Raw genomic sequence first — 25558 nt, 5'->3', positions numbered from 1 at the left:
CCTCATGCGCGTGCGGTCGGCACCTCTCGCCAGTCTGTCGTGTACCTCGGCGTGCGCCTGACCTGCTTCATGCCCCAGGTGTCGGCCCCTTGCTCGATGCCTGAGCTGCCCAGCAACAATGTCCGCTTGCCAAAGCGATCATTGACCTGGTCCATGGCCACCATCAAGCGGGAGCGGTCACGTTGCTCTGGTACAGCGTCGTCAAAGCCCAACTCGCCCTGAACCACGGTGTCTGGGATCAGATCCAGCAGCATGACGCCGGCCTTGGCCAGCTTGTAGCCAGGCTGATAGATGGCCCTCAGGCCTGTGAGCGCGGCATTGGTCAGCTCACTTGTGTCGGCCGTGGGTCGGCGCAGCGGCACCACGATGCTTCGCGAGTAGCGCGGCCCATCCCGGAAGGGTGAAGTCCTGGCAAACACCAGCACTTGGCCTGCCAGGTGGTGCTGCCGCCGCAGCTTCTCCGCCGCCCGGGTGGTGAACTCGCTGATGGCCTCTTGAAGGTGCTTCAGCTCGGTCACGGGTTGGCCAAAGCTCCGGGTGCAGGCGATCTGCTGTTTAGGTGCGGGCACGTTGTCCAGGTCGATGCAGGGCTCGCCCCGCAGCTCACGCCAGGTACGCTCCAGCACCACACCCCACTTGCTTCGCACCAGGTCACCAGGCAACTGCACGAAGTCGTGCACGGTGTGCACGCCCACGGCCTTGAGCTGGGCGCTCAACTGTCGCCCAACGCCCCACACCTCGCCCACCTCGGTGGCCGTGAGCACCTCGCGCAGTTGCTTGTCGCTCAGTGCAGCAAGGTTGCACACCGTGGCCAGCTCGTCGGGGTACACGCCCGGCTTGCGCTCTGCCGTCTTGGCGATGTGGTTGGCCAGCTTTGCCAGGGTCTTAGTGCCCGCGATGCCGATCCCGCACGGGATGCCGATCCATCGATGAATGCGGGCGCGTATCTTCCAGGCCCTGTCCACCAGGTCACCCCTGACGCCGTCCAACCCAACGAAGCTTTCGTCGATGCTGTAGATCTCTTGCGTTGGCCCCAGGCCTGCGGCCAGGCTCATCATGCGGTCGCTCATGTCGCCATACAGCGTGAAGTTGGCCGACAGGGCCACGAGGCCAGCCTGCTCTTCCAGGTGGCGGATCTTGAACCAGGGCTCGCCCATCTTGATGCCCAGGGCCTTGGCCTCGTTGGATCGGGCAATGGCACAGCCATCGTTGTTCGACAACACGACCACCGGGCGGTCGTTCAGGCTGGGCCGGAACACCCGCTCGCAACTCACATAGAAGTTGTTGCCGTCGACCAGCGCAAACACCACAGCACCTCAGACGGGAAACCGCTTGATGCTGGCCGTGACCACGCCCCACACTTCCAGCGTCTGGCCCTCGCGAGGGGTGATGTCGGGGTAGGTGGCGTTGGCCGCGCGCAGCTTGACCCGCCCGGCACGCTGGTACAGGTGCTTGACCGTGAACTCGCCATCGACCACGGCCACCACCACCTGTCCGTGCCTGGGCTTGAGCGCCTTGTCGACCACCAGCATGTCGCCGTCGAAGATGCCTGCGTCGCGCATGGAATCACCGCTCACGCGCAGCAAGAAGGTGGCCTGGGGGTGCGTGACCAGCTCTTGGGTCAGGTCGATGCGCTTGACGGTGAAGTCTTCAGCCGGCGAAGGAAAACCGGCCTGCACCTTGTCGCCCGCCAGCGGCAGCGCCAGACTGCACTCTGACAGGGGCACGGGTTGGCGGAAATCCATAGAACTGTACATGCATACAGTACATGTGCTCGCTACGATGTTGCATATGTGCGCCCACTACGAAGCCGTCTCGAAACCTGAACGAATGCACGACACGTTCAAGGTGGCCATGCCGACTGGCGCGGTGGCCGACGTGTGGCCAGGGTACGCAGGCATCTTTATCCGCCACCCAAGGGAAGCTCAGCAAGACGATGGTGTCGCCCCTTGGCGTGAGGCGATGGCGGGCTCGTTCGGACTGATCCCGCATTGGGCGAAAGACCCGAGCCTGGCCAAGAAGACCTACAACGCGCGCAGTGAGACCGTGGCCACCAAGCCGAGCTACCGGGATGCATGGCGCTTGGGACGGCGCTGCATCATCCCTGCTGAGGCGTTTTATGAGCCGGACTGGCGATCAGGCCGGGCAGTGCCCACGCGCATTGCTCGCGCGGATGGCAAGCCGATGGGGATTGCGGGCATCTGGACAGGTTGGCGGGCGCCCGACGGCACCATCGTGCGCAGCATGAGCATGTTGACCGTCAATGCCGATGAGCACCCGTTGATGAGGAACTTCCATCGTCCGGAGGATGAGAAGCGGATGGTTGTGGTGCTGGAGGAAGGGGGCTTTGAGGCTTGGTTGGATCCGGCTTTGGCGCGGCCAGAGGTGATGCTGGAGTGTTTGCCGGCGGAGAAGCTGATTACAGTCCACGGGAGCTGACTGCATTAGGCTGATCTGAGACGTTCGCCCTTCGCCAGCGAGTGTCAGCTGTCCGCGAAACCGCTCGGTCACACGCTCTTGGCTCGAGCGACCGCTGCATTCTCAAAGCGAACAGTTGGTGGCCCAAACAGCCGACGTCGGCCGGGTGACCGCTTAGATCTCGCACGAGGTAAAAAGCCGAGTCATCGGTGAAACCCGAAATCCTGAACCCGTCTGGCCCTATTTTTCCAATAGCCTAAATGCGTCCCGTGCCAACTGCTGCATCATCAGCCATTGGAGGAAGGCTCCCACGAGGAAACGCACAAGGTGACCCAGAAGCTATTCAACTTGAACCGGGCGCTCTATGAGGTGAGCGGCAAGGACTGGTCCGACACTGACCCCGACATGGCCCGTGTGCTTAAGAAGCTTCTGGCCTGGCCTCAGCTACTCCAAAACAAGTGCTCCGTACTTGTGGGAAGCGCAAATTCAGGCAAGACCTCGGAGTTCCGTCTGCAGGTGCAAAGCCTCCGCGAAGCCAATGCGCATGCCTGCTTTATCGCGGTCCGAGAGCTCATGGACAGCGGGAATGTCGATGACGCTCTGGAGGGACTAGAAGCCAAAGGACTTGCAGCCTGGGACAAGACACCGACCGAAAAGCTCTACCTGTTCGTTGACTCCATCGACGAGGGTGCACTGGGCGGCCCGAGGGACCTCAAGGCATGCCTGCGCAAGCTCGTCAACCGCGTCCGCGGCTCCTTGGACAGTGTCACTTGGGTACTGTCGACGAGGCCGGCTGTCTTGAATCAAGAGGTCATCAAGGTCATCGAAGACGCCCTGGAGGTGGCGATTCCCCTCACCGCAAGAACCGCTGCAGCGCCCTCATCGATGGCGCAAGCTGCAAGTAGCAGCACGGTGTCGCGGCCCGCGACAGCTTCAGCGCAGCAAGTCGCGAAGGTCTATCGCCTCGCTCCTTTGTCACGAACGCAAGCAAAGACGCTTCTCGAGGATGCGTACAGCTTTCAGGGCGTGGACGCACTTGTTCAAGAAGCTGATCGCCTGGGCTTGGGACATCACCTTCTTACGCCGGGGAAATGCAAGCTTCTGACCAAGCTGGACCTGCTTTCGAATCCGCCCTCGAGCTTGGGCGAAATCTACGCACGATCGGTTGTCGCCCATCTTGATGCGCCGAACAGCGGCCGCGTTCGTTTAACAAAGACCTCCCGGGAGGAGTTGGACGCCGAGGCATTGCGGCTCGCTTGCGCCAGCACCCTCTGCGAGCGCTTGAACATCGAACTGCCGTCTGAGTCCGATGAATCCAGTCCGTTGGCTCTGTCCGCCCGGACGATTGTTCGTGCGTTGCGCGAATCGGACCTGACCTACTTGCTGGGCAGCGACTTCTTCGAGGAGTCGGGCCATCACCAAGTCAAGATTCAGCCGGACGACATCCGGTTCTACCTGGCAGCCCGCCGTCTCTCGCTGCTGATTGCGGGGCGCGAAGATGCCCTGAAGGTTTCGCAGTTGCTTGGCTGGATAGCTCCAACTGGCGAACGAGGCATCTTTGGACCCTTCATGCCGCTTGCCGGCTGGCTGTCAGCACTCAACGAGTACTTTCGTGACGAGTGCATGAAGCTGGACCCGCAGTGCGTCGCCTTCTTCGGCGACCTTCGGTCGACGCCGCCTCAAGATGCCGAGCGCGCGCTCAGGGCCGCCCTCTCAAGAATCGGCAGCGGCGAGCGAATCGGTCGAGGAGCCTACACGCTAACGTCAGAGAACTACTGGCAAGCCGGCGCCCCTTCGTTGCTGCCAAACTTTCCGAAGCTGTACGCGGAGCACAGTGCGAACGAAGACGTCCGCGAGTTGTTGCTCGAGATTGCGCGAACCGCGCGTTCGTCAGTGCTACTTGCCGACGCGTTCAAAGCGGCTGGCCAGGATTACCACCAGATCCTCAAGGATGCGGACTTGCTCGAGTACGTTCTCGAGGTCGGCACGGCTGCTGACAAGAGGAAGCTGCGCAGCGCCGCACTCAAGGCCACTGACCTCTCCGGCAGGAGCTTGCGCCTGCTGCTCAGCAGTAGTGCTTGGAGCGTCTTTGACGCCAAGGACATCGCCAAGCTTGTTCGCGGCTCAATGTCCAACTGCAACGGACAACAGTGGCTGAGCTACAGCCTCAAGAGTGACGTTGCTCCAGGTGCCAAGACAGACGACTTGTGCGAGCTGACCTCCCTGTTGCTGGACGCAGTCCTCGCTGCATTGCCGTCGAACCCGGATGACTCCATCCACGAAGCCCTTCATGAAGTGAAGTGGCTGGCCGAAGTGGTCGCAGAGCTGCTCGGCGAACTGGCCGGGCGCAAGCACTCCGCAGCGAGCAGAAGGTCCACTGCTGTGCTCATTGTCAAGTTTAAGAGTCGGGTGCTGGACAGGGAATACTCGACGTTCATCGACCTAGACGAACTTCGAGAGTCACTTCAGGCGCCGAGTGATATGCGGACCGCAGTGGTTCGGGAGTTCTTTCGTGTCGACAAGCCTTTGGACCTAGCAGCCGCATGGCGTGTTCTGTATGGTGGACGGGGTGTCTTCATGCCGACTTTGGAGGAAGCGCGGGCCGCCAAGTCGACGCACTTCGTCAGCGCGATCGAGCAGCATGAAGCAGCCCTTCAGCGAGGTTCGAAGCAGACGGCAACTGCCCCAAAGCTGAAGAGGACCGTACCTGTCAGCGATAAGGCTCGAAAGGACCTCACGAGGCGCAAGTCCGGCATCAAGGCGGGAGCTGACACGAACGCACTTGCCTGGTTCGCTCAGGTGCTTTCATCGACGAGTGGCCTGTCGCGCTACGGAGACGTTGACCTGACCGAGGTTCGCAAGGCCTACGGCGAAGCGCTGACCGCGGCTGTCGAACAGGGCCTGAAGGCACTGTGGCGGAACGAGGCACCCCGTCGAGACGAAAGCAACCCACGAAGTACCTACTGGTTGACGATTGCCGCCCTCCAAGGCTTGCACCTCGAGTTCACCGCAGCAACGGAGCACCTCCCCGCGAACAAGGCGGAGCTACAGCGAGCCTTGGACTACGGTCTGTATGAACTCAACGGCGTCCCGAAGTGGTACTGGCGTCTGGTCGCCTCCGACTATGCACAGTCCGTCAAGTTCTTCAGGCGGACCCTCCGGCAGGCCGGCAAAGGAGCGGTGTCACAAGAGCGAGCGGCCAAGGTGCTGACGTTGCTCGAGGAGGCGCCTGCAGTCGTCCAGAAGGGACTGGCCGACCTAGCTTGGTCTGCAGTATGCGGTGGCGACTTGGACCAGTATCAGACGGACGCCGTGCTGTCCTTGATTGTTCAGCAGGGCCTCGTGTCCTCGGCGGTCTTCGGCTTTGAAGCCCGCAAGCGAGTCTTGGCAGACCCTCGCGGTCCTCTTGCTGCCATCTGGTCGGTAAACTGGATGGCTGTTGATTCAACGGCGTTCCTCGATGCGGTTCAGGCTGCCCGCGCAAACGACGCCGACGCGGCCGATGCGCTCATCGCTGCTGTCGCCACAACCCTCGAGGATGGCCGCGGACCGAAGTTGCTGGAACTCTCGAAGAAGAGTCCGTCTGCCGTGCACGCGCTCAAGCAGCTATACCTCGAGCTCGTGCGGGTCGTACCGCGAGAGGGAGACAGGGAACGCGAGGCGTACAAAGTCTATGTCGTCAACGAACGTGAGCGTGCTCAACGGACGCGCGACCGCATACCTGGCTTGCTTGCGGCCACACAAAGCACTGCCGGCTACGTCGCCATTAAGGACCTCTGGGCGTCCGCCGAGTCCGACCAGGAACGCAACTACTATCTCCATCTGCTACAGCAGACCGCCGAGGGCATGGCCCGTCGGTCGCGCCCGATGACCGAGGCCGAGTACCTTGAGTTCGAGCGCACCCTTCAGGCCGCGCCTGGCAGCTTGGAGGAGTTTGCACAGCGCGTGGAGAACGACATCCTGGACGTGAAGGAAGTTGTGGAGGTCGGTGAGTTCAGTCCGCGCAGGTTCCTGTCAACCAACTTCCAGGACGTTGAGGCTGGTGCGATCAAGGCCATGGAGGACGAGTTTCAGCTCTACCTTGCTGGGCAGTTGGCGATCGTCGGCCGCAAGCGGTACTCCGTCTTCCGCGAGCCACAAGGTGCCGACGACGCTCGCCGAGACATTTCTGTCTCAGACGCGGCGAACGGCTGGAAGGTTACCCTCGAGCTCAAGGTCACCGGAGGCGGCTGGACAGTGGACGAGTATCGGGACTCGCTTCGCAACCAGCTTGTTGGCCTCTACATGCGCGAGCGCAACACCACGGTGGGCTTCTTCGTGGTCTTGAAGCAGACGTCCAGCAAAGGAGCCCCGCCGGACTTCGATGCACTCCTCGAGCTGCTGCGCTCGGATGCGCTCCAACTGCAAGCGGAGCGGCCGGAGCTGCGCCTTCGGGTCATCGGCATCGACGCGACCGAGCCCCTCAAGGCTGATGGCACTTTGGTTCGCACCAAGGCCGCTCCGAGGGCAGTCAAGGACGCCAGGAAGGCGGCTCGCAAGACCAAGCGTGCAGCAAGCTCCGGTGCCGCTTCAGGGACCGCGGCAGGCTCGCCCTCGACCGCCTAGGCCGACCGATGGCAGCGAACCCGAGGTCCGGACTGCCTCGTAGAGGTTTGATGGCGGCAGTACCTCGTACTGCTGCCGTTCGACCCAGCGTCTGAAGCGGGGTCCAACGACTGCTTGGTGGCACTCAGCGTGAGCACGACCGCCGGAGCTCACCGTCAGCACCCGCTGCAGAAGAGCCGCTCGTTTACCAGGGGCTGGTCAAGGCTGTACTCGGTCACTGAAGCTGTAGCTTCTGAACGGCCCATGCAACACGCAGCAGACATTCAAGTGTCGTCATGTCGCGTGACGGCAGCACCTCGCCCAGCGGGAGCTCCCGTACTCTCGGTTCGACCGGCGTCTACCGTGTCACCTAAGCAGTAGCGGTCGCTGCACAGCACGCACTGATTGTTTTGAGTGCTTCGTGCTGGTCAGAGCCGCTAGTAGAGGGGCGTCCAAGCGTTCGCTGCTTCACCGCAATGATATGCCTAACCAATCCGGCACTTCTTCTTTCGGCGGGCGTATTCACCTGAAGGGGGGCGAAAACACCCTAGTGATAGAAGTCCATAGACAGAAAAATGTATTATTGATAGGCAGTTAGGTCATCGTGGCTGGCTGGCGCCACTCTTGCAAATGTTGATGGCGGTCACTTTGGTCGCAAAGTTGCATGAGAGGTTCAATGGCGCTACTTCATTACAACAACCTGGATGTCGCTCGACCGGACATCCTCCTCAAGAACGCCTTCTACGGCCTGAAGACGTTCCATGACTTCCTCCGACGGACGAAGGACTACATGGAGGGCGACGCCGCCGTGAAGCGGCTCGCGTGGAAGGCCGGAACACCGCCTGACGATGATCAGACCGGCAGCCCGCGCGGCTTCTGGATCCAGCTCGAGGAACCCAGGGACCGTCCAAACGAGCCAGAGTCCACGTTCCGCGCGTTCATGGACGAAAACGTCCGTGACGTGTTCGAGAGGATCGCCGATGACCCGGACGCATCGGCTGACCGCCGCAGCACCGGCCGCAAGAAATTCGCCGACGACCGTAGACTCAATGTGCTCGATCGGGACCCCGAGACATCCCAGCTCTTGGTCGATCGCCGACCCAAGGGCGAAGAGCTGCTCTTACGCCCGAACACACTCACCCTGCTGCGGCAGGCTCAGGCGTTGCAGGCGCTCCAGAACGCGCCCCTGCCGTCGCATCGGCCGCTGCTGCGCTTAACGGAATCGACGGAGCACGCTCGGTGGCCGTCATTCGAGCCAGCCAGGATTGAGAGCGATGGATGGATGGTGCTGACGGATGAGATGCGCCCGGGTACAGACGAGCAACGCCGCTTCGTCCAAATCGCCCTAGCGACGCCTGACTTCGTGCTTTTGGAGGGGCCCCCAGGATCGGGCAAGACCACTGCCATCTGCGAGCTGGTGTTGCAGCTCGCCAGGCAGGGCAAGCGCGCGCTACTTTGCGCATCCACCCACGTCGCCGTCGACAACGTGCTCGAGCGGCTGATGGATGAGCGCAACCTGCACCGTGATTTGGTCATCCCGGTCCGAATCGGTGAGCGGAGAAACGTCTCCGAGAAGGCTGCCCCCTGGCAGCTCGAGCGCTTCGTGAAGACCGAACGCGAGCGTCTGCTCAGGCACCTCGACGGTCGCCGAGGCCTGAGCGATTCCCAACAAGCCCTGTTGGAGGAGCTCAGGAACGGCCCGACCGCCATCGAACGCATGGTGCTCGACGCGGCCAATTTGGTCTGTGGGACTACCATCGGCATCCTGCAGCACCCCGACATCAAGGCCAGCGGACACGCGGCCGCGAACTTCGATGTCTTGATCGTCGACGAAGCGTCCAAGACGACCTTCCAGGAATTCTTGGTTCCTGCGCTGCTCGCTAAGCGGTGGGTGGTCGTCGGGGACCCGAAGCAGCTGTCGCCCTACGTCGACGATGCCGCGATGGCCGTCAATGTCGAGGCATGCCTCGGCGACGAGCACACCCGGAATGCCTGCATTGATGTCTTCATGGCGAGCCAAGAGGACCCACGGAAGCGGCGAGTTGCCGTCGTATCCATCAATGAAGCGAAAGCGATGGGTGTGTATGCCGCGCAGGCCGCCGCTCGTGGTGTTGTGCTTGCGGACGCCAGCAACGATGCCGCGATATGGAGCGCTGCCGTGGTCGCCGGAGCAGCTACCCATCTCGAGCGCCGAATAGAGGAGCTACCCCTCGATGTCGCCACGGTGCGGCACGCCGGCGATGGCCTGGCCACTCTCCGGCGCAGGGCCGATGCATGGTTGCGAATTTCAGGGCGTGAACGCGAAGAGCAACCAGAGTGGGCCGCCGAGATCGCCTGGCGCATCGCCCGTCTGTACGAGCAGCGATTCGCGCACGAGATCGAGCCCGGTGAGGGAAAGCGCCGTTCGACAAGTCACAGGCTCCGGAATCAGATTGAACAGCTGCTGCCGGCATCCGATACAGGTGCAGACACAGAGCGGGTCTGGGGCGAGATCGACCGTGTCCGACGAGTCGCACTGCCGTCCATTCTCGAATCGCTCCGGCAAGGATTTGAGCGTGACCCGCAAGGGAAAAAGCCAACTGCGCTCTCAGACGGACTGCCGGCGTCAGCGCTCCGGCTGCGCCATGTGCTTCTCAGCACGCAGCACCGCATGCATCCTGAGATTGCAGCATTCCCGCACGAGCACATCTATGCCGGCGAGGCTCTCTTTACCCCAGAGCATATGGCGGACGAACGTGCCTGGAGCTTTCGTCGCCACGCGCACAGGGCTGTCTGGCTGGACGTTCGGGGCAGTTTCAACGGCCGCTTCAATTCGAACTCAGCCGAAGCCACCGCGGTCATCGACGAGCTGAAGGCCTTCGACACATGGGCCGCACAAAACCCTCGACGTGACGGACAGCCATGGGAGGCTGCAGTTCTGACCTTTTACCGCGGTCAGGAGCGTGAGATCCGAAGTCACCTTCGGCGCTGGACGCAGCATGGGAGTGGCATGCGGCATTTCACGCGAGGCCCGAAGGCCAAGTCGCATCTGACGATTGAACTTTGTACGGTGGACCGCTTCCAGGGCCACGAGGCCGACTTGGTGATCCTCTCCTTTGCAAGCGCCCGGCCAACGAGCTTTCTCGAAACCCCGAACCGACTGAATGTCGCGCTCACCCGGGCACGGTATCAGCGCATCGTCGTCGGAGATCGTCACGCCATGAAAAGAGCCCAACCTTCCGTGCTGGGCGTGTTCGCCGAACAAGAGGTTTGGGACGCACAGATCAAGAAAGCTGGAGGAACTCATGCGAGTTAACGGCCTAGCCGACATCGGCAAGCTATTGAAAGCAGCACCGGCGACGGCCCCTTCGGAGCAACGTGCAGCTCGATCAACCCAGCCAGCAGCCACAGGTGCTGCTGGTGCCATCCGCTTGACCCGGGAGATCCAGGTTGAGTGTTGGCGCGTGATTGGCCAGGTCGCGAAGGCGGCCAAGCGTAACGAACTGCTGCCGGTTCTACTGCGAGCGCGTGAGCGCGGACAGACCGATGCGAGGGACATTGCTGAGCATCTGCTTTTCGAGTCCGGTTCACGCCAGGTCATTGCCCAGCGGCTGCTGCATGTCGCAGAGCAGTATCGGCTTCTCGAGCAGGAGAACCGCCAGTACCACTTGACCGATTCCGGAAGCACAGCACTGGAAACGAAGCAGATCTTCGTCCCGGAGCATGGCACCTGGACCGTGTGGGTCAGCAAAGATCCACTGCTCAACGCCGTCATCCTCCGCGTTGAGCCATGGCAAGAGTCGACTGCCTATGACGAAGTTTGGGGCGAGGAGCGCGACAAGGCGCCAAAGCGTTGCTTCGAGAAACTGCCGCGGTGGGTGCGGGACGCGGTGGGCGTGATCACGACACCGTTGGTTGGTGGCGTATCACTGCGTATCGACCAGCTCGAGCCCGAGGGCGAGATGGTCGATGCTGAGACGACGCTGCGGGCGACATGGGATGTCACTGGTGGTCGCCTGAGGATCGACGGCACCCTGGGAGGCTCACGCGTCAATGCTGTCGCCAATGCGCCCGAGATCCCTGTCGATGCAGTCTGGATGCAGCTGATGCAGGCCGAGGGACTGTGGCCGCAATGGGACGGCTCGGCAGTTGCGCTGAGGGTTGGCTTTGACTTGACGATTTCCGGTGAGCGCGAATCTCTCGTCCGAGGGGTCCATTTCAAGCGACCCGACATCGAGTCACTTGGAACCTTCGACGCGACGACGGTCGAGGGGATCGCGCTGCGAGCAAGCTCCCACCAGGATGCAGCGCGCTGGGCGGAGTGGCGCCTTCGAGCGCGTGTGCAGGACTACGCGACCGCGGAGCAATTCGGCAAATGGACGGCTGAAGCGGTCAAACCGTTTGCCGAGTTCGATCCTTCCACGCCGGCCAGACAGGAGCTTGCAGATTCGGCGTGGCGTGAACGTACGGATAGACCGACACCGAGCACATGGCACTTGGTTGCTGCCGAGGACTGGAGCCTGTGATGACGACAAGGAATAGTGCCACTTGGCAGAAGCGTTTCGTCGAGACCATCGACCAGCGGAATCGTGAGTTGCCGCCGGCGTGGGTGCCCATGCCTTCTGTCGCCAACGCGCGCGGCGAACAAGGACAGGCGGTGTTCGAGTCTGGCCGGAGCCGGCACATGGCGAACGCCGTTGTCTCGTTGCTTTCCCAGGCTCGCGAGAAGGCGGTGATGTCCAGCTTCCTGCTGGCCGACAAAGGGGTCGAAGACGCGATCCTCGAAGCGGCAAAGCGCGGCGTTCGCGTCTACGTGCTGCTGGCATCGGAAGCGCGCCTTGGGCGGGAGGAGGGTGAAGGCGAGTTCGACAAGCGCGTTCTCGACCAGCACATAACGATGCTCACCAGTCTTGGTGGGTATGCGCTATTCCGGTCTGCACCTCACTTCCACGCGAAGGTCGTCGTGATTGATCCGGAAACCCGCCCTGCGGGCCTGTTGCTTACAGCGAACCTCACCACCGAAGCGCTCGAGCGGAACGAGGAACTGGCCGTCAACCTCACGGCTTTGGAGGTGATCGAGGTCACTGGCTACCTGAAATGGGCCATGTGGGAGGCGGCGGAGCACGAGGTGATCGATCCCAAGGATCGTTTCAAGGCTACGCGCCCCCTCGGCAAGGTGCCCCACCCTGACCCAGGGGAGCAAATTGTCGCGACCACAGCGAAAGCCAACGCCATACACGAGGAGGCACTGCGACTCATTGACGGAGCCAGGTCGCGCATCGTGGTCAGCAGCTTCGGCTGGGATGAGGATCATGCCGTCGTCAAACGGCTCTGCACGCGAGCTCTTGAAGGCCTGGACGTCACTGTGCTGGCGCGCATCCGTCCCTCGTCCATGCCCGCACTCTTGGTGTTGGCCAAGGCTGGTGCAACCGTTCTCGGCTTTCGCTGGTTGCACGCCAAGGCGATCTGGACCGAATCGGGTCAGTCGTTGGTGATGTCGGCGAACCTGCAGAGCGATGGGCTGGACCATGGCTTCGAGCTGGGCCTGCGACTGTCCGATGGGCGCTCGCGCGAGATATTGGAGCGGCTCGAAGGCTGGTGCGCCGCTGCGCCTTGGCGCCTCGAACCGAAACCACTCCTCGGTGCTCTCCTCGGCAAGGTAAAGCTTTGGAAGCAGCAGCAGCTCGTCGACGATGAGATCCTCACTTCGATTGACGTCGATCTCGGTGCCGTGACGGCTGAATCAGCCGCAGCGATCGAGGCTGGTCGGCCCAGGCTTCCGACGGAAACAGCATCGCTGCCGACCCTTGCCCACGAGCTTCGTTGCACTTGGCTGGTGACTGCGCCAAAGTTGGCCGCTAAGGCCAAGGAGAAGATGAGGCCGGCTGCAGAGAAGGATCAGCCCGGCACGAGCTATCAGCCCGCCGTCTTCCGGGAGCCGAGCGGCCGCCTGGTGGTCGCCGTTCGATCCGTCGCTGAGCTGGATCAGGCGCGCGTGGTGATGGGTGATGTAGGGGCTGCCACCATCGTGGTCGCCGAAGGGGCGAACTGATGGATAGGCGCACAGGGGCATTGCTGTGCTGGCACGCCGAGCGCGCCGGCGTCGAGGTGCTCGAAAGCGCCATCAAGGCGCTTCAGAACCGGCGTATCGACATCAATCGCGTGCTCTATCTTGTCCAGGCGCAGCGTGCGCCAAGTGTTCCCGCACAGATTGGACATGCTGTGGTCGAACCCATCAGCATCACGCTCGATGACCCAACCCACCACGCAGCGATCTACGAGCAAGTGCGCAACAGGGTGCTTCCACGCCTGCTTAACCTTCCATGTAGCCTGCACATCAACGTGTCGCCGGGTACGCCGGCGATGCACAGCGTCTGGCTCATGCTCCACGCAGGAGGGGCATTCCCCGCAGGTACGCATCTGTGGTCTTCGCAGGTCAGTCGCGAGACGGGTCGAGTCCGCATCGACCCCGTCGACTTCTCGATCACGACGTACCTTGCCGAGATTCAGCATGTGGCTCGTCTCCAGCCTCAGCTGGCAGTCTACGAGGCGCAAGCCCGCTCCCCCGCCCGTCGCCTTGCTTTGGAGCACCTCGCTCGCTATGCACGCGTTGTCGGGGCGCCGTTGCTCATCCTCGGTGAGCGGGGCACAGGCAAGACCCGCCTGGTTGAGACGTACGTCAACACCCTCAAAGGTCGTAAGCAAGTTGTCACCGTCCCATGTGGCGGTCTGGACTCAGCGCTCGCCGAGAGTCTCCTTTTCGGCCACCGCAAGGGTGCCTTCACAGGCGCGGCCGGCGATCGGCCAGGCCTTCTGAAGGAGGCTGATGGCGGGATTCTGTTTCTGGACGAAGTGCAGGACCTCCCCAAGCCCGTGCAACGCAAACTCGTTCGCGTGTTCCAGGATCGTCAGCGTCGACACAGGCCGCTTGGCAGCGATCGCGAGGAAACCGCCGACGTCGAGCTGGTCTGTGCATCCAATTTGCCCATGGCCGAACTGCGGGAGCGTCTTGACGCGGATCTGTTCGACCGGCTCAGCCACCTGTCCGTCGCGGTTCCGCCGCTGCGGGAGTGTCGAGAGGACTGCAGAGACGACTGGAACCGGGTTTGGGGCGAGCTCCGACGGCGTGACGACATCCCGGTGGATGCGCCATGGACACCGGAAATTGAAGCTGCGCTGCGGCGCAGCTCGCTGATGGGCAATCTCCGCGACCTTCAGCGCCTAGCAGTGCTGTGCATGGCCTGGTGGTCGGTGCCGGACCAGAAGGTGGACGTTGCCAGCGCCCTCGGTGAGTGGTTGCGCTTCGCCATCACTGAAGCGAGCGAAGTCAGCGATCTAGGGGAGGGAACCCGTGCGGAGCGAATTCGCTGGTTCCGGGATCGACTCGCCAAGTGGGCCAAGGCGCGATATGGAACCTGGGCCGCAGCCGCCAAGGCTCTCGAGTGTGACGAAAAGACCCTTCGACTCGACCAGGCCGCGGCCGGTGGCGACGATCCTGACTCTGATGTGCCTGGCGAGAAGAATCGATAGCGGATCGCAGGTTGAGGGATTCGCTCCTGCAGAGGCTTTCGATGGCGTTGGCCGTCTGGTTATGGTCGATAGCGGTCGGTCGCCAGACACCTCTGACCGGCCGCTTCCGCTGCAAAGCGGCTCCTGGCGTAGTACGTTGCCCATCAGGCTGATTCAACCTACTCCGCCTTGACCACATCCGTGGGATACACCGCCCAATAGGGATGTCAGACAATCAAGAAAAATCACCCTGGGAGTCTTGAATGCGTCTGGCTGTCTACAACGTCAAAAACCTGTTTGACCGGCCCAAGGCAACCTGTGTTTTGACCTCGAGACCATACGGTATTCCGTATGCTACGGAAAACCGTAGCACCCAGCCAGGCATCTCCTACTCCCCCAAAACCTCACTGCTGAAATCAACCCTGGTGATCAAGCCATGACCATAGTGCGGCTTCTGAAAGCTCACACTGATCGAGGCCAGCTTGCCCCCAACTGCAAGCGCCAACACCAGGTCAAACTCCCGCTCAGCCAACATGACCAAGCCATTCAGCACAGGCTTGGCTTTCAGCCAGGAACCAATGGCGGGCACGTCACCTGACGACGCGCAGGCGCGAGGGTCACTGCACACGGTCAACTCAAAGGCCGATACGCCAGCCACCGGATCGGTCAAGGCACCCTTGAGCTTCAGCCCATGCATGCTGCGCCGTTCGACACCTGTGCGTTCACGGTCAGCACTGAGATACAGGTAGCCACCCCACGACTCCACGAGCCCTACCCTGCGAAGCCATTCGCATTTGGTGCTGCGCTTTGACCCCGGTGGCTTTTTGGCAGGCATCAATCAGTGCCTGATGCTCATCTTCCGATTAGCCAAAGCACCTTGCTCCAGCAATGCCACCTCCACCCGCGCGGCGCGCGCCCGCCTGAGTGCCCGCAGGCCGTAGACGATGCTGATCACCACCAACGTCGCAGGGACCATGGCGGCAATCCCGCCCCACAGCAAGTAAGCAGTCATCAGGCCTCCGAACATGTGCAGTTGAACAAGTTCAAGTTGTACATGCACATTGTCAAGCTGACATTGGCACATGGCAACCCAACACATGAACGCGCCCGACAGATTGCCGACCGCCTACCCGACCAGCACCCCGACGGCGTCGGACATGCATCACTTGAAACCCAACAATACACATATGACATGGTTGCAGTGAACATTGCACATGTCATCTTTCAATGTGTACGTGCGCTGGTTCGCCCGTTCCTGCAAGACGGCAGCGCACCCGAGGTACGGCACCGTCGTGGGGTGACGGCGTTCGTCGCCGGGTGACGGAGTGCCTGCCGAGCAGGTACCGCAGCCCCTACCTCCGACCATGTCTCCGACCGAGGCCCGACGATGGCTAAGTCGGAGAAACCGTCGGGCAATCTGATCGGGGCAGCCGTCGGACATCACCGGGGCCTCAAGGGGCGGCTGGACGCCGCCCACGGCCCCTATCCCCGCTGAACGCGGGGCTTGCTGCCCGCCCGCTGTCCGGGGTCGCGCCTCCCCCTGCTGATGGCTTCGCCATCAGCACCCCGCTGCGCGGGGGCACCCGGCAGATCCGGCTCCCTGCGAGGGTCTGCTGCGCGCCCCTGCTTCGGTCGGCCCTAAGGGCTGGGGCTGGACGCCCCACCGGCCTCCCGGGTGCCCCCGCGCCTGCGGCGAGGGGGAGGCGGGGGCTTCGCCCCCCGCTCATGCACCGGCGCTGGGGCGCCTCAAATCGCTGGGGCGATTTGTGCCTGGCGGCTCCCCCCAGCCCCTCGGCAACCTGGCTGGGGCCAGGTGCACCTCGGGGGCCTGCGCAGCGCCTGCTGCTTGGCCCGCCGCGAAGCGGCGGCCAAGCCATAGGTAACTGGTAAAGTTCGAGTAAACAACTGCGGCATTCATTGCCAGCACTAACCAAAGTGGAGAAGAAGTGGCATTACATTGGGCAAAAACAGATGTGCCTCGCTACCTCAATGAGAAAAGGGCACGCAAGACCGCCAACCAACTTCGCCGGTCAACAAAGAGGAAAATTGCCAACGCATTGAATAGGCAACGCCTATATCAGCATTTTGGACAAAAGTCCAAAATTGTTGAAATGCTGGCCCACAACTCATCCCAAACAAAGATTTCTCACAAAGGAGCGCTTGTATTCAAACTACCAGAGCACTTCTCCGTCATTGACAACCCTGAGCAATCTGTCGGGTCTCTTTGCGCTTTAGCCGCACAGATGCTTCCTCGACGGATATCAAGCGTTTCTCTGGATCAGAGCGGACTGAAAGTTTACGATCTCAGCGCGAACGGAATCCTGGACATCCTGGTCGACGAACTGAGCATTGAAGCTCGCAGGACAGGGCGAAAGCTGAGATGGCGAGGAGCTTACCCAAAAGATCCGACCATACGCCGATTCGTGCAAGCCATGGGCGTAATTAAACGCCTAAAAATTGAGCACGAATACCCTGAACCTCGTGAAGCAGCAAAACTCGAACTTTTTGATGCCAGGTCAAAACATTACATTAGAGCCCTCCGCCCCAAGTACGCAGACAAAAAGGCCCATGTAACGAGAGCCTTTGCTGACCATGTAAATCGATGCCTACAAAGGGTAAACAGAGAGTTAACCCAAGACGCTCGCAGCAGGCTATGCCAGTATGTTGGCGAAATCATCGACAATGCCGAGGAGCATGCCGGGATGTTCGACTGGACAATCCAAGGGTATCTCGACACTCACACATCAACGCCAGTTTGCGAAATATCCATCTTCAATTTTGGGAAAAGTATTTCTGAAACGCTAAGCAGCCTACCCGAAGACAGCTACACAAAGACGCACACAAAGAAATACATTGACCTACACAGCGATCGAGGTTTATTTAGAAAAAACTGGAGGAAAGACGATCTATACACACTGATCGCACTCCAAGGCAACGTTAGTTCAAAAAACTATTCCGAATATGACACTCGCGGCAACGGCACTGTTGATTTGATCGAATTTTTTCAAAAGGTCCATGATGAATGCAGCGGGGGAAGCCGCGAATCAAGCAAGCTGGAAGCACGAATGGCCATTGTTTCAGGGTCCACCTATATCTTGTTTGATGGAAAATACAGAATGATCCCAACAGCCAACGGCAACAGGGTCATCGCGTTCAACGCGAAGAACGATCTGACCGCTGCACCAGATGCCAACTATGTCCGCCCAATTGAGGGGGTCATGTTCCCAGGAACCGTAATCGGCATACAATTTTCGCTCAAGACTGACGATAGCCAAGTCGTTCAGTCCGTAGGAGAGAGCCATGACCAACGCAGTGACGATTGACTTCGAAGGCATCGAGGGCCCGGTCTACACCGGTCGTGCTCGCGGCCAGCAGCTGCGTGCCGAGCTGGGATTAGACGCGCTCGATGCTCAAAACATCGACGTGGATGTCGCCATCCCTTCTTCGACGTACACCATCAGCAGCTCCTTTTTTCTGGGCTTGTTTGGTCCGAGCGTTGTCCGCGCTGGGAGCAAGGATGCGTTTTACAAGCGGTATCACTTTAAGTCCCCAGTCTTTCTGAAGGATGCGATGGATGGCTATGTGTCTCGCGCCCTCCAAAGTCGCAACCTGTTCGCCTGATCAACAGTGAGCAGTGGCAACGCCCAGACTGCGACGACTCTTTCTGCACCCAAGGCGGAATCCGCTCCTGCGTCAGCCACATCTGCCAGAAAGCAAGCGGTAACCGCTGGTTCCCCGACATCAGCACCGAGCGCCGCTGCCAGCTCGGAGCAAGCAAGCGTGTCACCCAACAGCCCATCAGGATGCACATCAGTTCCACAGGCCAATGGAACGATGATCATGATCTGCCAGCCTGAAAAGCCCGTCTGGTGGGAAAGCATGCTGACTTCAGCGCCATCGCTTGTGATGTCAGCGCTGGCATTTGGATTGTCGATCAGAAGCTTCTTCTACACGAGAGCCAAAGATGCGAAGGCAAGACGCCAGTCCATACAAGACGATTTTTGGCTACGCAAGGTCGTCTCACCGAACTCTATAGAGCCTTTCGTGAAGTACACGACTGAGCTGAGGGCAACCTTGCCCACGGTTGGGGTCTTGACGCACATCGAAGGTGCTCAGAGCCTGTGGAGCAGCCTATCGACCAAGTTGAGCGAGCTTGTCGCGGGCTTCCAATTACTTGATCTGGTCGACGAGACATTGACCCCAAAGGTTCAAGATCACCTCGACGTGATCGATGACGAATTAGCCACGTATTGCGGCAACTTCATTGCAATGCTCAGTGGCGAACCAGGCTCAGCTGTCCCTGATCGATCAGCAAGTCTGCTCAAAATTGCTGAGGCCCAAAAAGCCATTTTTGAACTTATCCATGCACATCAAAGTGCACTCGGAAATGATCCCCATGGTCCGTCCTTTGGGGAGCGGCTTAAGCGTTGGTGGACAACGCCTACTCCACCCCCAACGCCTTAAACACCGCATCCACCGGGTCCGAATAGAAGCTGGTCTGGAACTTCGCGAACAGCTCCCCGGGCACCGACGGGATGTCCGTCACGCTGGACATCGGCAACAAGATCCGCTTCGCACCGGCATCAAAGGCAACCTGCAGGCTCTCGGCCAGGTTGCGTGCCTGCGTCACCGTGCCACCAAGGCTCATATCCCCCATCACGGCCATCTGCGTTTGCAGTGGCCGCCCAAGGGCTGATGAGCAAAGGGCGATGCAACTGGCCAGAGTCAAACCCTCAGGAGCACCGGCGCTTTGCAGCTCGACCAGGTGGACGTGATAGTCCTTCTCCGTTGGGTGGATCGAGGCGCTGACGCGTGTGGCATTCGCCTTGAAGTAGTCAAAGGCCACGCGCACCGGTTCGCGTGCCACGGAGCCTGACACCGACAACTTGCCACCACCTGCCATCGATTGGATCTCGATGCGGTACACGCCCGGCATGCCGCCCTCACCCATCGCAATGGTGTGCAAAACACCGGGCTGCAAGCGCCCTTCCGGGATCAAGCCGCCGCCGCTCTGCTCTGGCACCGAGACGAAGCGCTCCTGCATGTCCTCCAGGTCGATGTAGGAGAAGTGGACGTCATAGAACTCCATGCCGCCGATCTTCTTGAGCTGCTCCTTCACCCGGCGGCGCGCTTCCAGCGCGTACTCAAGGCAGGTGCGCACCTGCTCCTTGTTGTATTCCCCATGGGGGCACAGCAGCTTCAACAGGCCTGATACCGTGCGGCGCACCGCGATGGTGTCACGCTGGTTCAGGTTGTTGCCCAGCTTGAAGTGCTTGTCGATGGCATCGGCAAAGCTGGTCTTGCGCATCTCGCGCAGGGCCTCGGCCAGGTAGTCCACGATCAGGCCAAACTGGTTCGTGAAGAACTCCGGCCGCATCTTCGGGATCTCCCAGCCTGGCACATAGGCATGGAAGCGATCGAAGAACGCGGAGTCGATCATCACGTCTGGGAACGGACTGAACAGGTGACTGGTCTTCACCAAGGTCTCAACCGTCTGCCCCTGCGGCAGGTTGCCCACGAACACCATGGACGCATTGGCGTTGATCGATTCGCGACCACGGCTGAACGAGCCCGAGGCCATGTAGTCCTTCATGATCTGGACGCCGTCCTGATCCTTGAAGTTGATGCCGGCCACCTCGTCAAAGGCCACGCAGTCCCACAAGCCCACGAGGCCTACCTTGCGAGCGGCCATGTTGTAGAACAGGTTGGCCACCGTGGTTTGACCACCCGACACCAGGATGCTGTTCGGGCTGATTTCCTTGTAAATGTGGCTCTTGCCCGTGCCGCGTGGGCCCAGCTCGCAGAAGTTGTAGTTGTTCTCCACCAGCGGGATCATGCGGGCCAGCAGGTGCCATTTCACCCGAGCCTTGAACGCCGAGGGCTCCATGCCGGTGGACCGGATCAGGGCGTCGATCCATTGCTCATCGGTGAACTGCTTGCGGCCATCGAACAAGGCCTGCATGTCCATGTTCGGCATCTGGATGGGCTTGAGGTCCTCCACGATGAAGGGCGAGCCCTTCTGGTTTTCCTCGAACGAGTAGCGCAGCGTCACGATGCACCAGATGCCGCCCACCAACAGCTTTTCGAACTGCCGAACGATGCGGTCAGAGATCTCGGCGCTCTTGACCCCAAGGTTCGAAAGCAAGGCCTCGTACACGTCGCGCTTTTCATTGAGCTTGACGGTGATCTTGTCGATGACCTTGTAGCTACCGCTCTCGCGGATCTTTGACTTGACCTTCTCGGCCTCGTCAGGCCGCACGTAGTTCTCGGCCAAGATGCGCTTGACGTTGGTGAGCCCCGCCTGGATCGTGGCCTCATCGTTGGACGCGCAGTACATGCCCAGCAGGTACTCCAGCACGTACACGGGTACGTTGGCCCCTTCTTTGATGAGCTTGGTCAGGTCTTTGCGAACCACCTTGCCAGCGAAGTGCCGATTGAGCAAGGTGTCCACATCAGAGGGGTCGACCGTGGGAATCTGTTCAGTCATGTCGGTCTGCCTCAAAAGTCGTTGGTGAACGCCAGGTCAATGCGCACCGGGGCACGGAGCACCTCCACGTAAGGAGGCGTCGCCTCACGAACCACCAGGAAGTAATCGCGGGTGCGGTCGTAGTTGCCAGAGCGAACCGTCAGGAACACTTGGCGCACCCAGTCATTCATGCTGGTGGACGTGCTGTCCAAGGTCAAGGCCTGCTCGTCACTGATCAGATCTTGGCCGTCGCGCAAGGACACCAGCACGCTGCGCGCCTGCACACGGGTCGAGACCGCCTCGGATTGAATGAACTCAAAGCGCTGCGTGTTCGTCACCACCTTGTTAGATGAGCCTAACAAGCTGATACCAACCATCCGCGTCTTGGCAGTGGCCGCCTCGCTGGAGCGAATGGTGATCAGTGGCACGATCAGCTCCTGGGGCATGGCGCTGCCATGCACAAAACGCGCGCCACCAGCAAAGTGGAAGCGCATCGTGCCCTTGGGCACCCAGAAATCCATGCTGCCATCGCCCGGCACCGTCCCTGCAGTCACTGACGTGTTGCCCTGCCAGGCCTTGCTGTTGGCAGGCAAATCGCGGCCGATCAAGTAGCGCTTCTTGGCCTTCACCGTGCCATCAGGCTTCTCGCCCAAAGCCGCTTTGTCGGCACCGTCCAGTGCCGATTCTTGGTAGATGAAGCCATGGTCGGCCGTCAGCAGCACCATCGAGCCGTTCAGGTTGTTGATGATGTGGCTGACCACGGCCTGCAGCTCCGTCAGCGTGTCTGCCACCGCGTCAAAGGTCTGCCCTTCAGAGGCCTGCTTGTCACCCAGCAGGTCAATGCGGTCGTGGTACACGTAGACCACCTGGTGAGCCTTGACCAGCTCACGGCCTTTTTCTTTGCCCAGCGCGAGCAAATCGTCGGCCTTGACCGCCATGCCCGCATGACGATCCAACACGGCGCTGCGGGCTTCGAGGGTCGAGGTCGGCAGGCCGTCCACTAGCACGGAACCATCCGGCTTGTACGACAAGGTTTCGTGTGGCAACAAAGCCGCCATGCCCAGGGACGTGTAGCTGGGCAGCACGCCGACCATTGCGTCCAGCTGCGCCTTCAGGCGGTTGGTACCGTTGATCAGGTGAACCAGCTCCTCACCAGCTTCGTAGCGGAAGGCATCAGAGATCAGCACGAACACACGCTTCACGCCAGACTTGAGGGCGCCAGACACCTTGTCAGCGAAGAAGTTCTGCTGCTTGGGTATGCCGGCCAAGGCTGAAAGGTTCAACTGCCCGTCGCCACCTTCAACAACCTTGCCCCATGCTGATGACAGCTGGGGCATGAACCAGCCTGAGTAGGCATCTTCGATGGCGCCCTTCAGCTCATGCAGCACGGCCCAACCCGTCGGCTCCACCAGCCCGGCCGCGCGATGAAAGCGCCGGTACAGTTGGTCGAAGCCATAGAGCTGGCTGCGGTAGCGATCGACCGCATCGGCGGCATCGACAAAGCTCAAGCCACCTGCGTTCTGCTCCTTCAGGGACATGAACTCGGCCGCCGCCTCCAAGGCGTCATAGCACGCCGACAAGGCCTTTGACTGCTCACTGGCGCCGGCCATCACCTGGCTGACCCATGGGCCGTCTCGGCGCCTGGCGATGAGTGGCCTTAGGCCGCTGAGCACCGCCCCGCCCTGCCCGATGATCCGCTGTTTAAGCACACCCAGAATGCGTTGCTCAACCACGGCAAAGGTCACCGTGTCTGCCAAGTCTTCGGGCTGGAGTGCTGCCAACAAATCGGCCAAGTTCAATGTGCTTGCCACGGCAGCCGACACATCGGCATAGGACTTGTGCAGGTTCAGATCGCCACGCCAGCGCCCGGCCATCACCGATGCATTGGCTGCCAACACTTTGTTGGGCAAGACCAGATGCGCCAAGGCGGCTGGGCATGGCACGTTCAAGCCACGGACGAAATCGGTCACCAAGATGCGGATGAGCAAATCCTTGAGCGATGGCACTTCTGCCTCGTACCCCAAGTTCATACGCATCAGAATCCAGAAAGCTGTGTCCAGCTCCTGGCCCACAACCTCTTGCCAGGCTTTGGAGTCTTCCTGAAGCCCCGCCTCGCCCGGCACCCACACGGCGTGCAGCAAGCGCATGGCCAATGCCAACGAATCAGACTCATCGGTGCGCAACAGCACCGCCATCATCTTTCGGTCGATGGCTTCGGCGTCATCGCCTGGCAAGGTCAAGCGCTTCAAGCGCTCCACCCGATCCTTTGCGCGCAAAAACTTGGAGCGCAACTTCAGGTGCGGCAGCAGCGTGAGCGTGGCCAAGCCCAAGTCCTCAAGCAACATCGATGCGGTGTCAGCCCGGAAGCTCTTGCTGCGCAGGCGAACATCAAGCAACCAATCTGCATCGGGCACTGGGGCCTCTTGGTTGCTGTAGAGCAACCAGGCGTGATGAACATCGGCCTCAATCTGTCGTTTGACCTTGATCGCGGATTCGTGATCCAGCTTCAGCACCTGAACGCCGGGCAACTCCAGGGCGTCGAGTTGGGAGGCGAACTCGGCATCCGCATCGTGCCAGAACACCACACGATGGCTGGTGTAGCAGGCAGACAGGCTCTCAGAAATTCTTTGAAGGTTCATGGGTGGGCCATCAATCAATGAGGCAGAGTGCGCACGGCATGGGTCAATGCTTGATGGAATGCTTGGAAGCTGGGCATGGTCTCCAGGCGGCCTGCATCCACATGCTGGTTGGCCAACCAGTCAGCCAACTCATTACCGCCGTGATGGTGCCCCAAGGCGGCATCTAGTTGGGCCTTGGCAGAGTTGGGTGAGGCGTCGTTGCCAGAAAGATCTTCCAGGTGCACACAAGACCCGCCTGGGTTGGCGCCTGCCACGCACAGCAGCCAAGCTTCAGATTTTGGTTTGGGCAACATGGGCACACCATGCTCAAACTCAGCCGCGTTGAAGCCATCGCACACAGACTGCCATTTGTCAGCCCACAAGCCCGCATGGCTGCTGCGCGTGCCATCGGTATCCCGAAAGAACACCGCCACCACGGCTTCACCGGCCTCATGGGCCAGGTTGATCGCCATGCGCCCCAGCGTCATGGCGTTGCCGTAGAAGTAGCCCATCTCCGCGCCCTTCTTCTTACCCCTTGCAGGCTGAAGGCGCCTAGGCATTGCCTTGGTCTCGTCACACAGGACGGTCTCACTGACGTATGAAAAGCTGTCCGGGAAATCGGCCAAGGAATATCCGAGCAAGGGTTCCAGTAGCTGGATGATCAGCTTGGTCATGGCTCCCTGCTTGAAATCAGCACCCTCGCACCGCCCTTGCGCGTTGCCGCACTCACCAAGATCGGTCGGCCCCTCACCGTTGAGCAAAAGCCTCATAGGTCATCCACCGTGATGATGCCGTCCTCGAAATCCAACTTCAGGCACTCTTTTGTCAGTTGCTTCAGATCGGTATCCACAAAGGCATCGCCAGGACCCATGGTGCGCAACTTGTCGTTGATGCGCGGGATCTTGAAGAAAGGGCGAACTCGGGTTTCGCCCAACGGCGCTTTGTAGATGAACTGAACCGCACCGCGTGCCACGTCATCATCCAGGTAGTTCAAGATCAACGGGCTGTGGGTGGTGACCAAAAGCTGATGCGGAGAAGCCACCAAGGTGTCCACCAAGGTCTCGATGACCTCTTGATTGATGCCGTTCTCGATCTCATCCAACAAGATCAGTGACTGATCTGATGCGGCCTGAGTCAGGACGGCCAAGATGCGCAGCAAGCCATCGTTCAAGTGGGCGGCGTCTGTTTCCAGCATTTGCTGAGAGAACTGCTCCAACACCGTCAGCTTCTTCCAGCCCGACCTCAGCGAGGACACTTTGAAATCGACCAAGTTGGGGTAGAAGCGTTGCAGTTGCTCAATCAAGCTAGCCTTGGCCGTCTGAGGCAGGGTGTCCAGATAGGCAGACAGCTTTTCGCCGCCGGAACCAATGCTCTTCTCAGTCGAACGTGCACGCTTGCGAAGCAACTGAGGGGACAACAGTTCCAGCGACTTGATACCCTGCAGCGCGTTGCGGAACTCCAGCAACTCTGGCGTCAGCTCAGAGTCTTTCAAGGCTGAAAGCAACGAGCCTTGATAAGTGAATGCGATCTCTTGGGCGGGCTTATCACCCACGGTGTACTTCTGATTGCCGACACGGAACACCTTTTCTGTGCCCTGCTCAATCAACTCAGCCGTACAATGCAACATGCTACGGTTGAAGGCCCCAAGCCACTTCAGCGACTTGCCGGTGCTGGTTTCGAAGTGAACCCCTACGGTAACGTTGCTCTCTTTGCGCACCTTGCAATTCAGGTCAGCCGCACTCCAGCCGCGAGCTTCCAGCCAGTCCTCGACGCGACCGATCATCAGCTGAGAGATGAAGTCAACCGCCTGCAGTACGCTGCTCTTGCCAGCACCGTTCATCCCGATCAAACAGGTGAACTTGGCAAGCTGCAATTCCACGTCACCCAGTGACTTGAAATTGCGGATGCGGATGGACTTGATCATTCTTCTCTCCAGCACAGCAATGTGCTGTGATTATCCGGCGGCTGATGGAGGCCACTTGAG

General features: G+C 60.5%; 18 protein-coding genes. 10 read left to right on the top strand and 8 right to left on the bottom strand.

The window, feature by feature from the left end; genetic code table 11:
* Window positions 1–2 precede the first annotated feature (2 nt).
* The gene (locus EV672_RS09340; protein WP_133608554.1) at window positions 3–1307 is read right to left on the bottom strand and encodes a Y-family DNA polymerase; all 1305 of its coding nucleotides are present in this window, start codon (window positions 1305–1307) and stop codon (window positions 3–5) included.
* Window positions 1308–1316: 9 nt separating this feature from the next.
* Window positions 1317–1745: a LexA family protein gene (locus EV672_RS09335; protein ID WP_243738606.1), complete on the bottom strand. Its 429-nt coding sequence runs from the start codon at window positions 1743–1745 to the stop codon at window positions 1317–1319.
* A gap of 10 nt (window positions 1746–1755) precedes the next feature.
* Between EV672_RS09335 and EV672_RS09330 the strand changes: the two genes are divergently transcribed.
* The 6 genes from EV672_RS09330 (at window position 1756) to EV672_RS09305 (ending at window position 14511) form a co-directional block, all read left to right on the top strand.
* The gene (locus EV672_RS09330) at window positions 1756–2439 is read left to right on the top strand and encodes an SOS response-associated peptidase (protein ID WP_424923136.1); all 684 of its coding nucleotides are present in this window, start codon (window positions 1756–1758) and stop codon (window positions 2437–2439) included.
* Between the two features lie 306 nt (window positions 2440–2745).
* Entirely contained in the window at window positions 2746–7023 is a 4278-nt protein-coding gene (locus tag EV672_RS09325) for a hypothetical protein (RefSeq protein ID WP_133608550.1), read from the top strand.
* Between the two features lie 655 nt (window positions 7024–7678).
* A complete protein-coding gene (locus EV672_RS09320) occupies window positions 7679–10297 on the top strand; it encodes an AAA domain-containing protein (RefSeq protein WP_133608548.1) in 2619 nt (872 codons plus the stop codon).
* Window positions 10287–11507: a hypothetical protein gene (locus EV672_RS09315; RefSeq protein ID WP_133608546.1), complete on the top strand. Its 1221-nt coding sequence runs from the start codon at window positions 10287–10289 to the stop codon at window positions 11505–11507. Before EV672_RS09320 ends, EV672_RS09315 begins: the two co-directional genes overlap by 11 nt.
* Window positions 11507–13033 (top strand): phospholipase D-like domain-containing protein, encoded by a 1527-nt coding sequence (locus tag EV672_RS09310; RefSeq protein ID WP_166643515.1) that lies wholly within the window; start codon window positions 11507–11509, stop codon window positions 13031–13033. Before EV672_RS09315 ends, EV672_RS09310 begins: the two co-directional genes overlap by 1 nt.
* Window positions 13033–14511, top strand: coding sequence for a sigma-54-dependent transcriptional regulator (locus tag EV672_RS09305; RefSeq protein WP_133608542.1), 1479 nt, complete (start codon window positions 13033–13035; stop codon window positions 14509–14511). The genes EV672_RS09310 and EV672_RS09305 overlap by 1 nt, the downstream gene beginning before the upstream one ends.
* Before the next feature lie 367 nt (window positions 14512–14878).
* On the opposite strand, the gene EV672_RS09300 is transcribed toward EV672_RS09305, so the two are convergent.
* Complete coding sequence (locus EV672_RS09300; RefSeq protein ID WP_133608540.1) at window positions 14879–15325, bottom strand: hypothetical protein; 447 nt, start codon at window positions 15323–15325, stop codon at window positions 14879–14881.
* Between the two features lie 3 nt (window positions 15326–15328).
* Window positions 15329–15502, bottom strand: coding sequence for a hypothetical protein (locus tag EV672_RS18700; RefSeq protein WP_166643514.1), 174 nt, complete (start codon window positions 15500–15502; stop codon window positions 15329–15331).
* Between the two features lie 21 nt (window positions 15503–15523).
* Between EV672_RS18700 and EV672_RS09295 the strand changes: the two genes are divergently transcribed.
* The 4 genes from EV672_RS09295 (at window position 15524) to EV672_RS09280 (ending at window position 18954) form a co-directional block, all read left to right on the top strand.
* Window positions 15524–15811 carry a hypothetical protein gene (locus tag EV672_RS09295; protein ID WP_133608538.1) on the top strand — a complete coding sequence of 96 codons (288 nt, stop codon included), beginning with the start codon at window positions 15524–15526 and terminating at the stop codon, window positions 15809–15811.
* 625 nt (window positions 15812–16436) lie between these two features.
* Window positions 16437–17813 carry a hypothetical protein gene (locus tag EV672_RS09290; RefSeq protein ID WP_133608536.1) on the top strand — a complete coding sequence of 459 codons (1377 nt, stop codon included), beginning with the start codon at window positions 16437–16439 and terminating at the stop codon, window positions 17811–17813.
* The gene (locus EV672_RS09285; RefSeq protein WP_133608534.1) at window positions 17791–18111 is read left to right on the top strand and encodes a hypothetical protein; all 321 of its coding nucleotides are present in this window, start codon (window positions 17791–17793) and stop codon (window positions 18109–18111) included. The genes EV672_RS09290 and EV672_RS09285 overlap by 23 nt, the downstream gene beginning before the upstream one ends.
* Window positions 18112–18330: 219 nt before the next feature.
* A complete protein-coding gene (locus tag EV672_RS09280; RefSeq protein ID WP_133608532.1) occupies window positions 18331–18954 on the top strand; it encodes a hypothetical protein in 624 nt (207 codons plus the stop codon).
* Here the strand turns inward: EV672_RS09280 and brxL are convergent.
* From brxL to EV672_RS09260, 4 genes are all read right to left on the bottom strand, one after another.
* Window positions 18932–20977 (bottom strand): protease Lon-related BREX system protein BrxL, encoded by a 2046-nt coding sequence (gene brxL / locus EV672_RS09275; RefSeq protein WP_133608530.1) that lies wholly within the window; start codon window positions 20975–20977, stop codon window positions 18932–18934. The two genes, EV672_RS09280 and brxL, sit on opposite strands and share 23 nt — an antisense overlap.
* An 11-nt stretch (window positions 20978–20988) precedes the next feature.
* The gene (pglZ, locus tag EV672_RS09270) at window positions 20989–23595 is read right to left on the bottom strand and encodes a BREX-1 system phosphatase PglZ type A (protein ID WP_133608528.1); all 2607 of its coding nucleotides are present in this window, start codon (window positions 23593–23595) and stop codon (window positions 20989–20991) included.
* Window positions 23596–23609: 14 nt separating this feature from the next.
* Entirely contained in the window at window positions 23610–24248 is a 639-nt protein-coding gene (locus tag EV672_RS09265) for a hypothetical protein (protein ID WP_208110744.1), read from the bottom strand.
* A gap of 92 nt (window positions 24249–24340) precedes the next feature.
* Complete coding sequence (locus EV672_RS09260; RefSeq protein ID WP_133608525.1) at window positions 24341–25498, bottom strand: AAA family ATPase; 1158 nt, start codon at window positions 25496–25498, stop codon at window positions 24341–24343.
* Window positions 25499–25558 lie beyond the last annotated feature (60 nt).

Source organism: Aquabacterium commune (genome assembly GCF_004362855.1).
GTDB classification, from domain to species: domain Bacteria; phylum Pseudomonadota; class Gammaproteobacteria; order Burkholderiales; family Burkholderiaceae_C; genus Aquabacterium; species Aquabacterium commune.
The sequence above is the reverse complement of the archived record's forward strand: the minus strand, read 5'-3'. Positions and strand labels throughout refer to the sequence as shown.

Coding starts and splice junctions, on each gene's coding strand:
- EV672_RS09265 (WP_208110744.1), bottom strand. CDS start 24,248: ATGACCAAGCTGATCATCCAGCTACTGGAACCCTTGCTCGGATATTCC.
- EV672_RS09300 (WP_133608540.1), bottom strand. CDS start 15,325: ATGCCTGCCAAAAAGCCACCGGGGTCAAAGCGCAGCACCAAATGCGAA.
- EV672_RS09260 (WP_133608525.1), bottom strand. CDS start 25,498: ATGATCAAGTCCATCCGCATCCGCAATTTCAAGTCACTGGGTGACGTG.
- EV672_RS09330 (WP_424923136.1), top strand. CDS start 1,756: ATGCATACAGTACATGTGCTCGCTACGATGTTGCATATGTGCGCCCAC.
- EV672_RS09335 (WP_243738606.1), bottom strand. CDS start 1,745: ATGGATTTCCGCCAACCCGTGCCCCTGTCAGAGTGCAGTCTGGCGCTG.
- EV672_RS09320 (WP_133608548.1), top strand. CDS start 7,679: ATGGCGCTACTTCATTACAACAACCTGGATGTCGCTCGACCGGACATC.
- EV672_RS09305 (WP_133608542.1), top strand. CDS start 13,033: ATGGATAGGCGCACAGGGGCATTGCTGTGCTGGCACGCCGAGCGCGCC.
- EV672_RS09280 (WP_133608532.1), top strand. CDS start 18,331: ATGATCTGCCAGCCTGAAAAGCCCGTCTGGTGGGAAAGCATGCTGACT.
- pglZ (WP_133608528.1), bottom strand. CDS start 23,595: ATGAACCTTCAAAGAATTTCTGAGAGCCTGTCTGCCTGCTACACCAGC.
- EV672_RS18700 (WP_166643514.1), bottom strand. CDS start 15,502: ATGACTGCTTACTTGCTGTGGGGCGGGATTGCCGCCATGGTCCCTGCG.
- EV672_RS09315 (WP_133608546.1), top strand. CDS start 10,287: ATGCGAGTTAACGGCCTAGCCGACATCGGCAAGCTATTGAAAGCAGCA.
- EV672_RS09285 (WP_133608534.1), top strand. CDS start 17,791: ATGACCAACGCAGTGACGATTGACTTCGAAGGCATCGAGGGCCCGGTC.
- EV672_RS09310 (WP_166643515.1), top strand. CDS start 11,507: ATGACGACAAGGAATAGTGCCACTTGGCAGAAGCGTTTCGTCGAGACC.
- brxL (WP_133608530.1), bottom strand. CDS start 20,977: ATGACTGAACAGATTCCCACGGTCGACCCCTCTGATGTGGACACCTTG.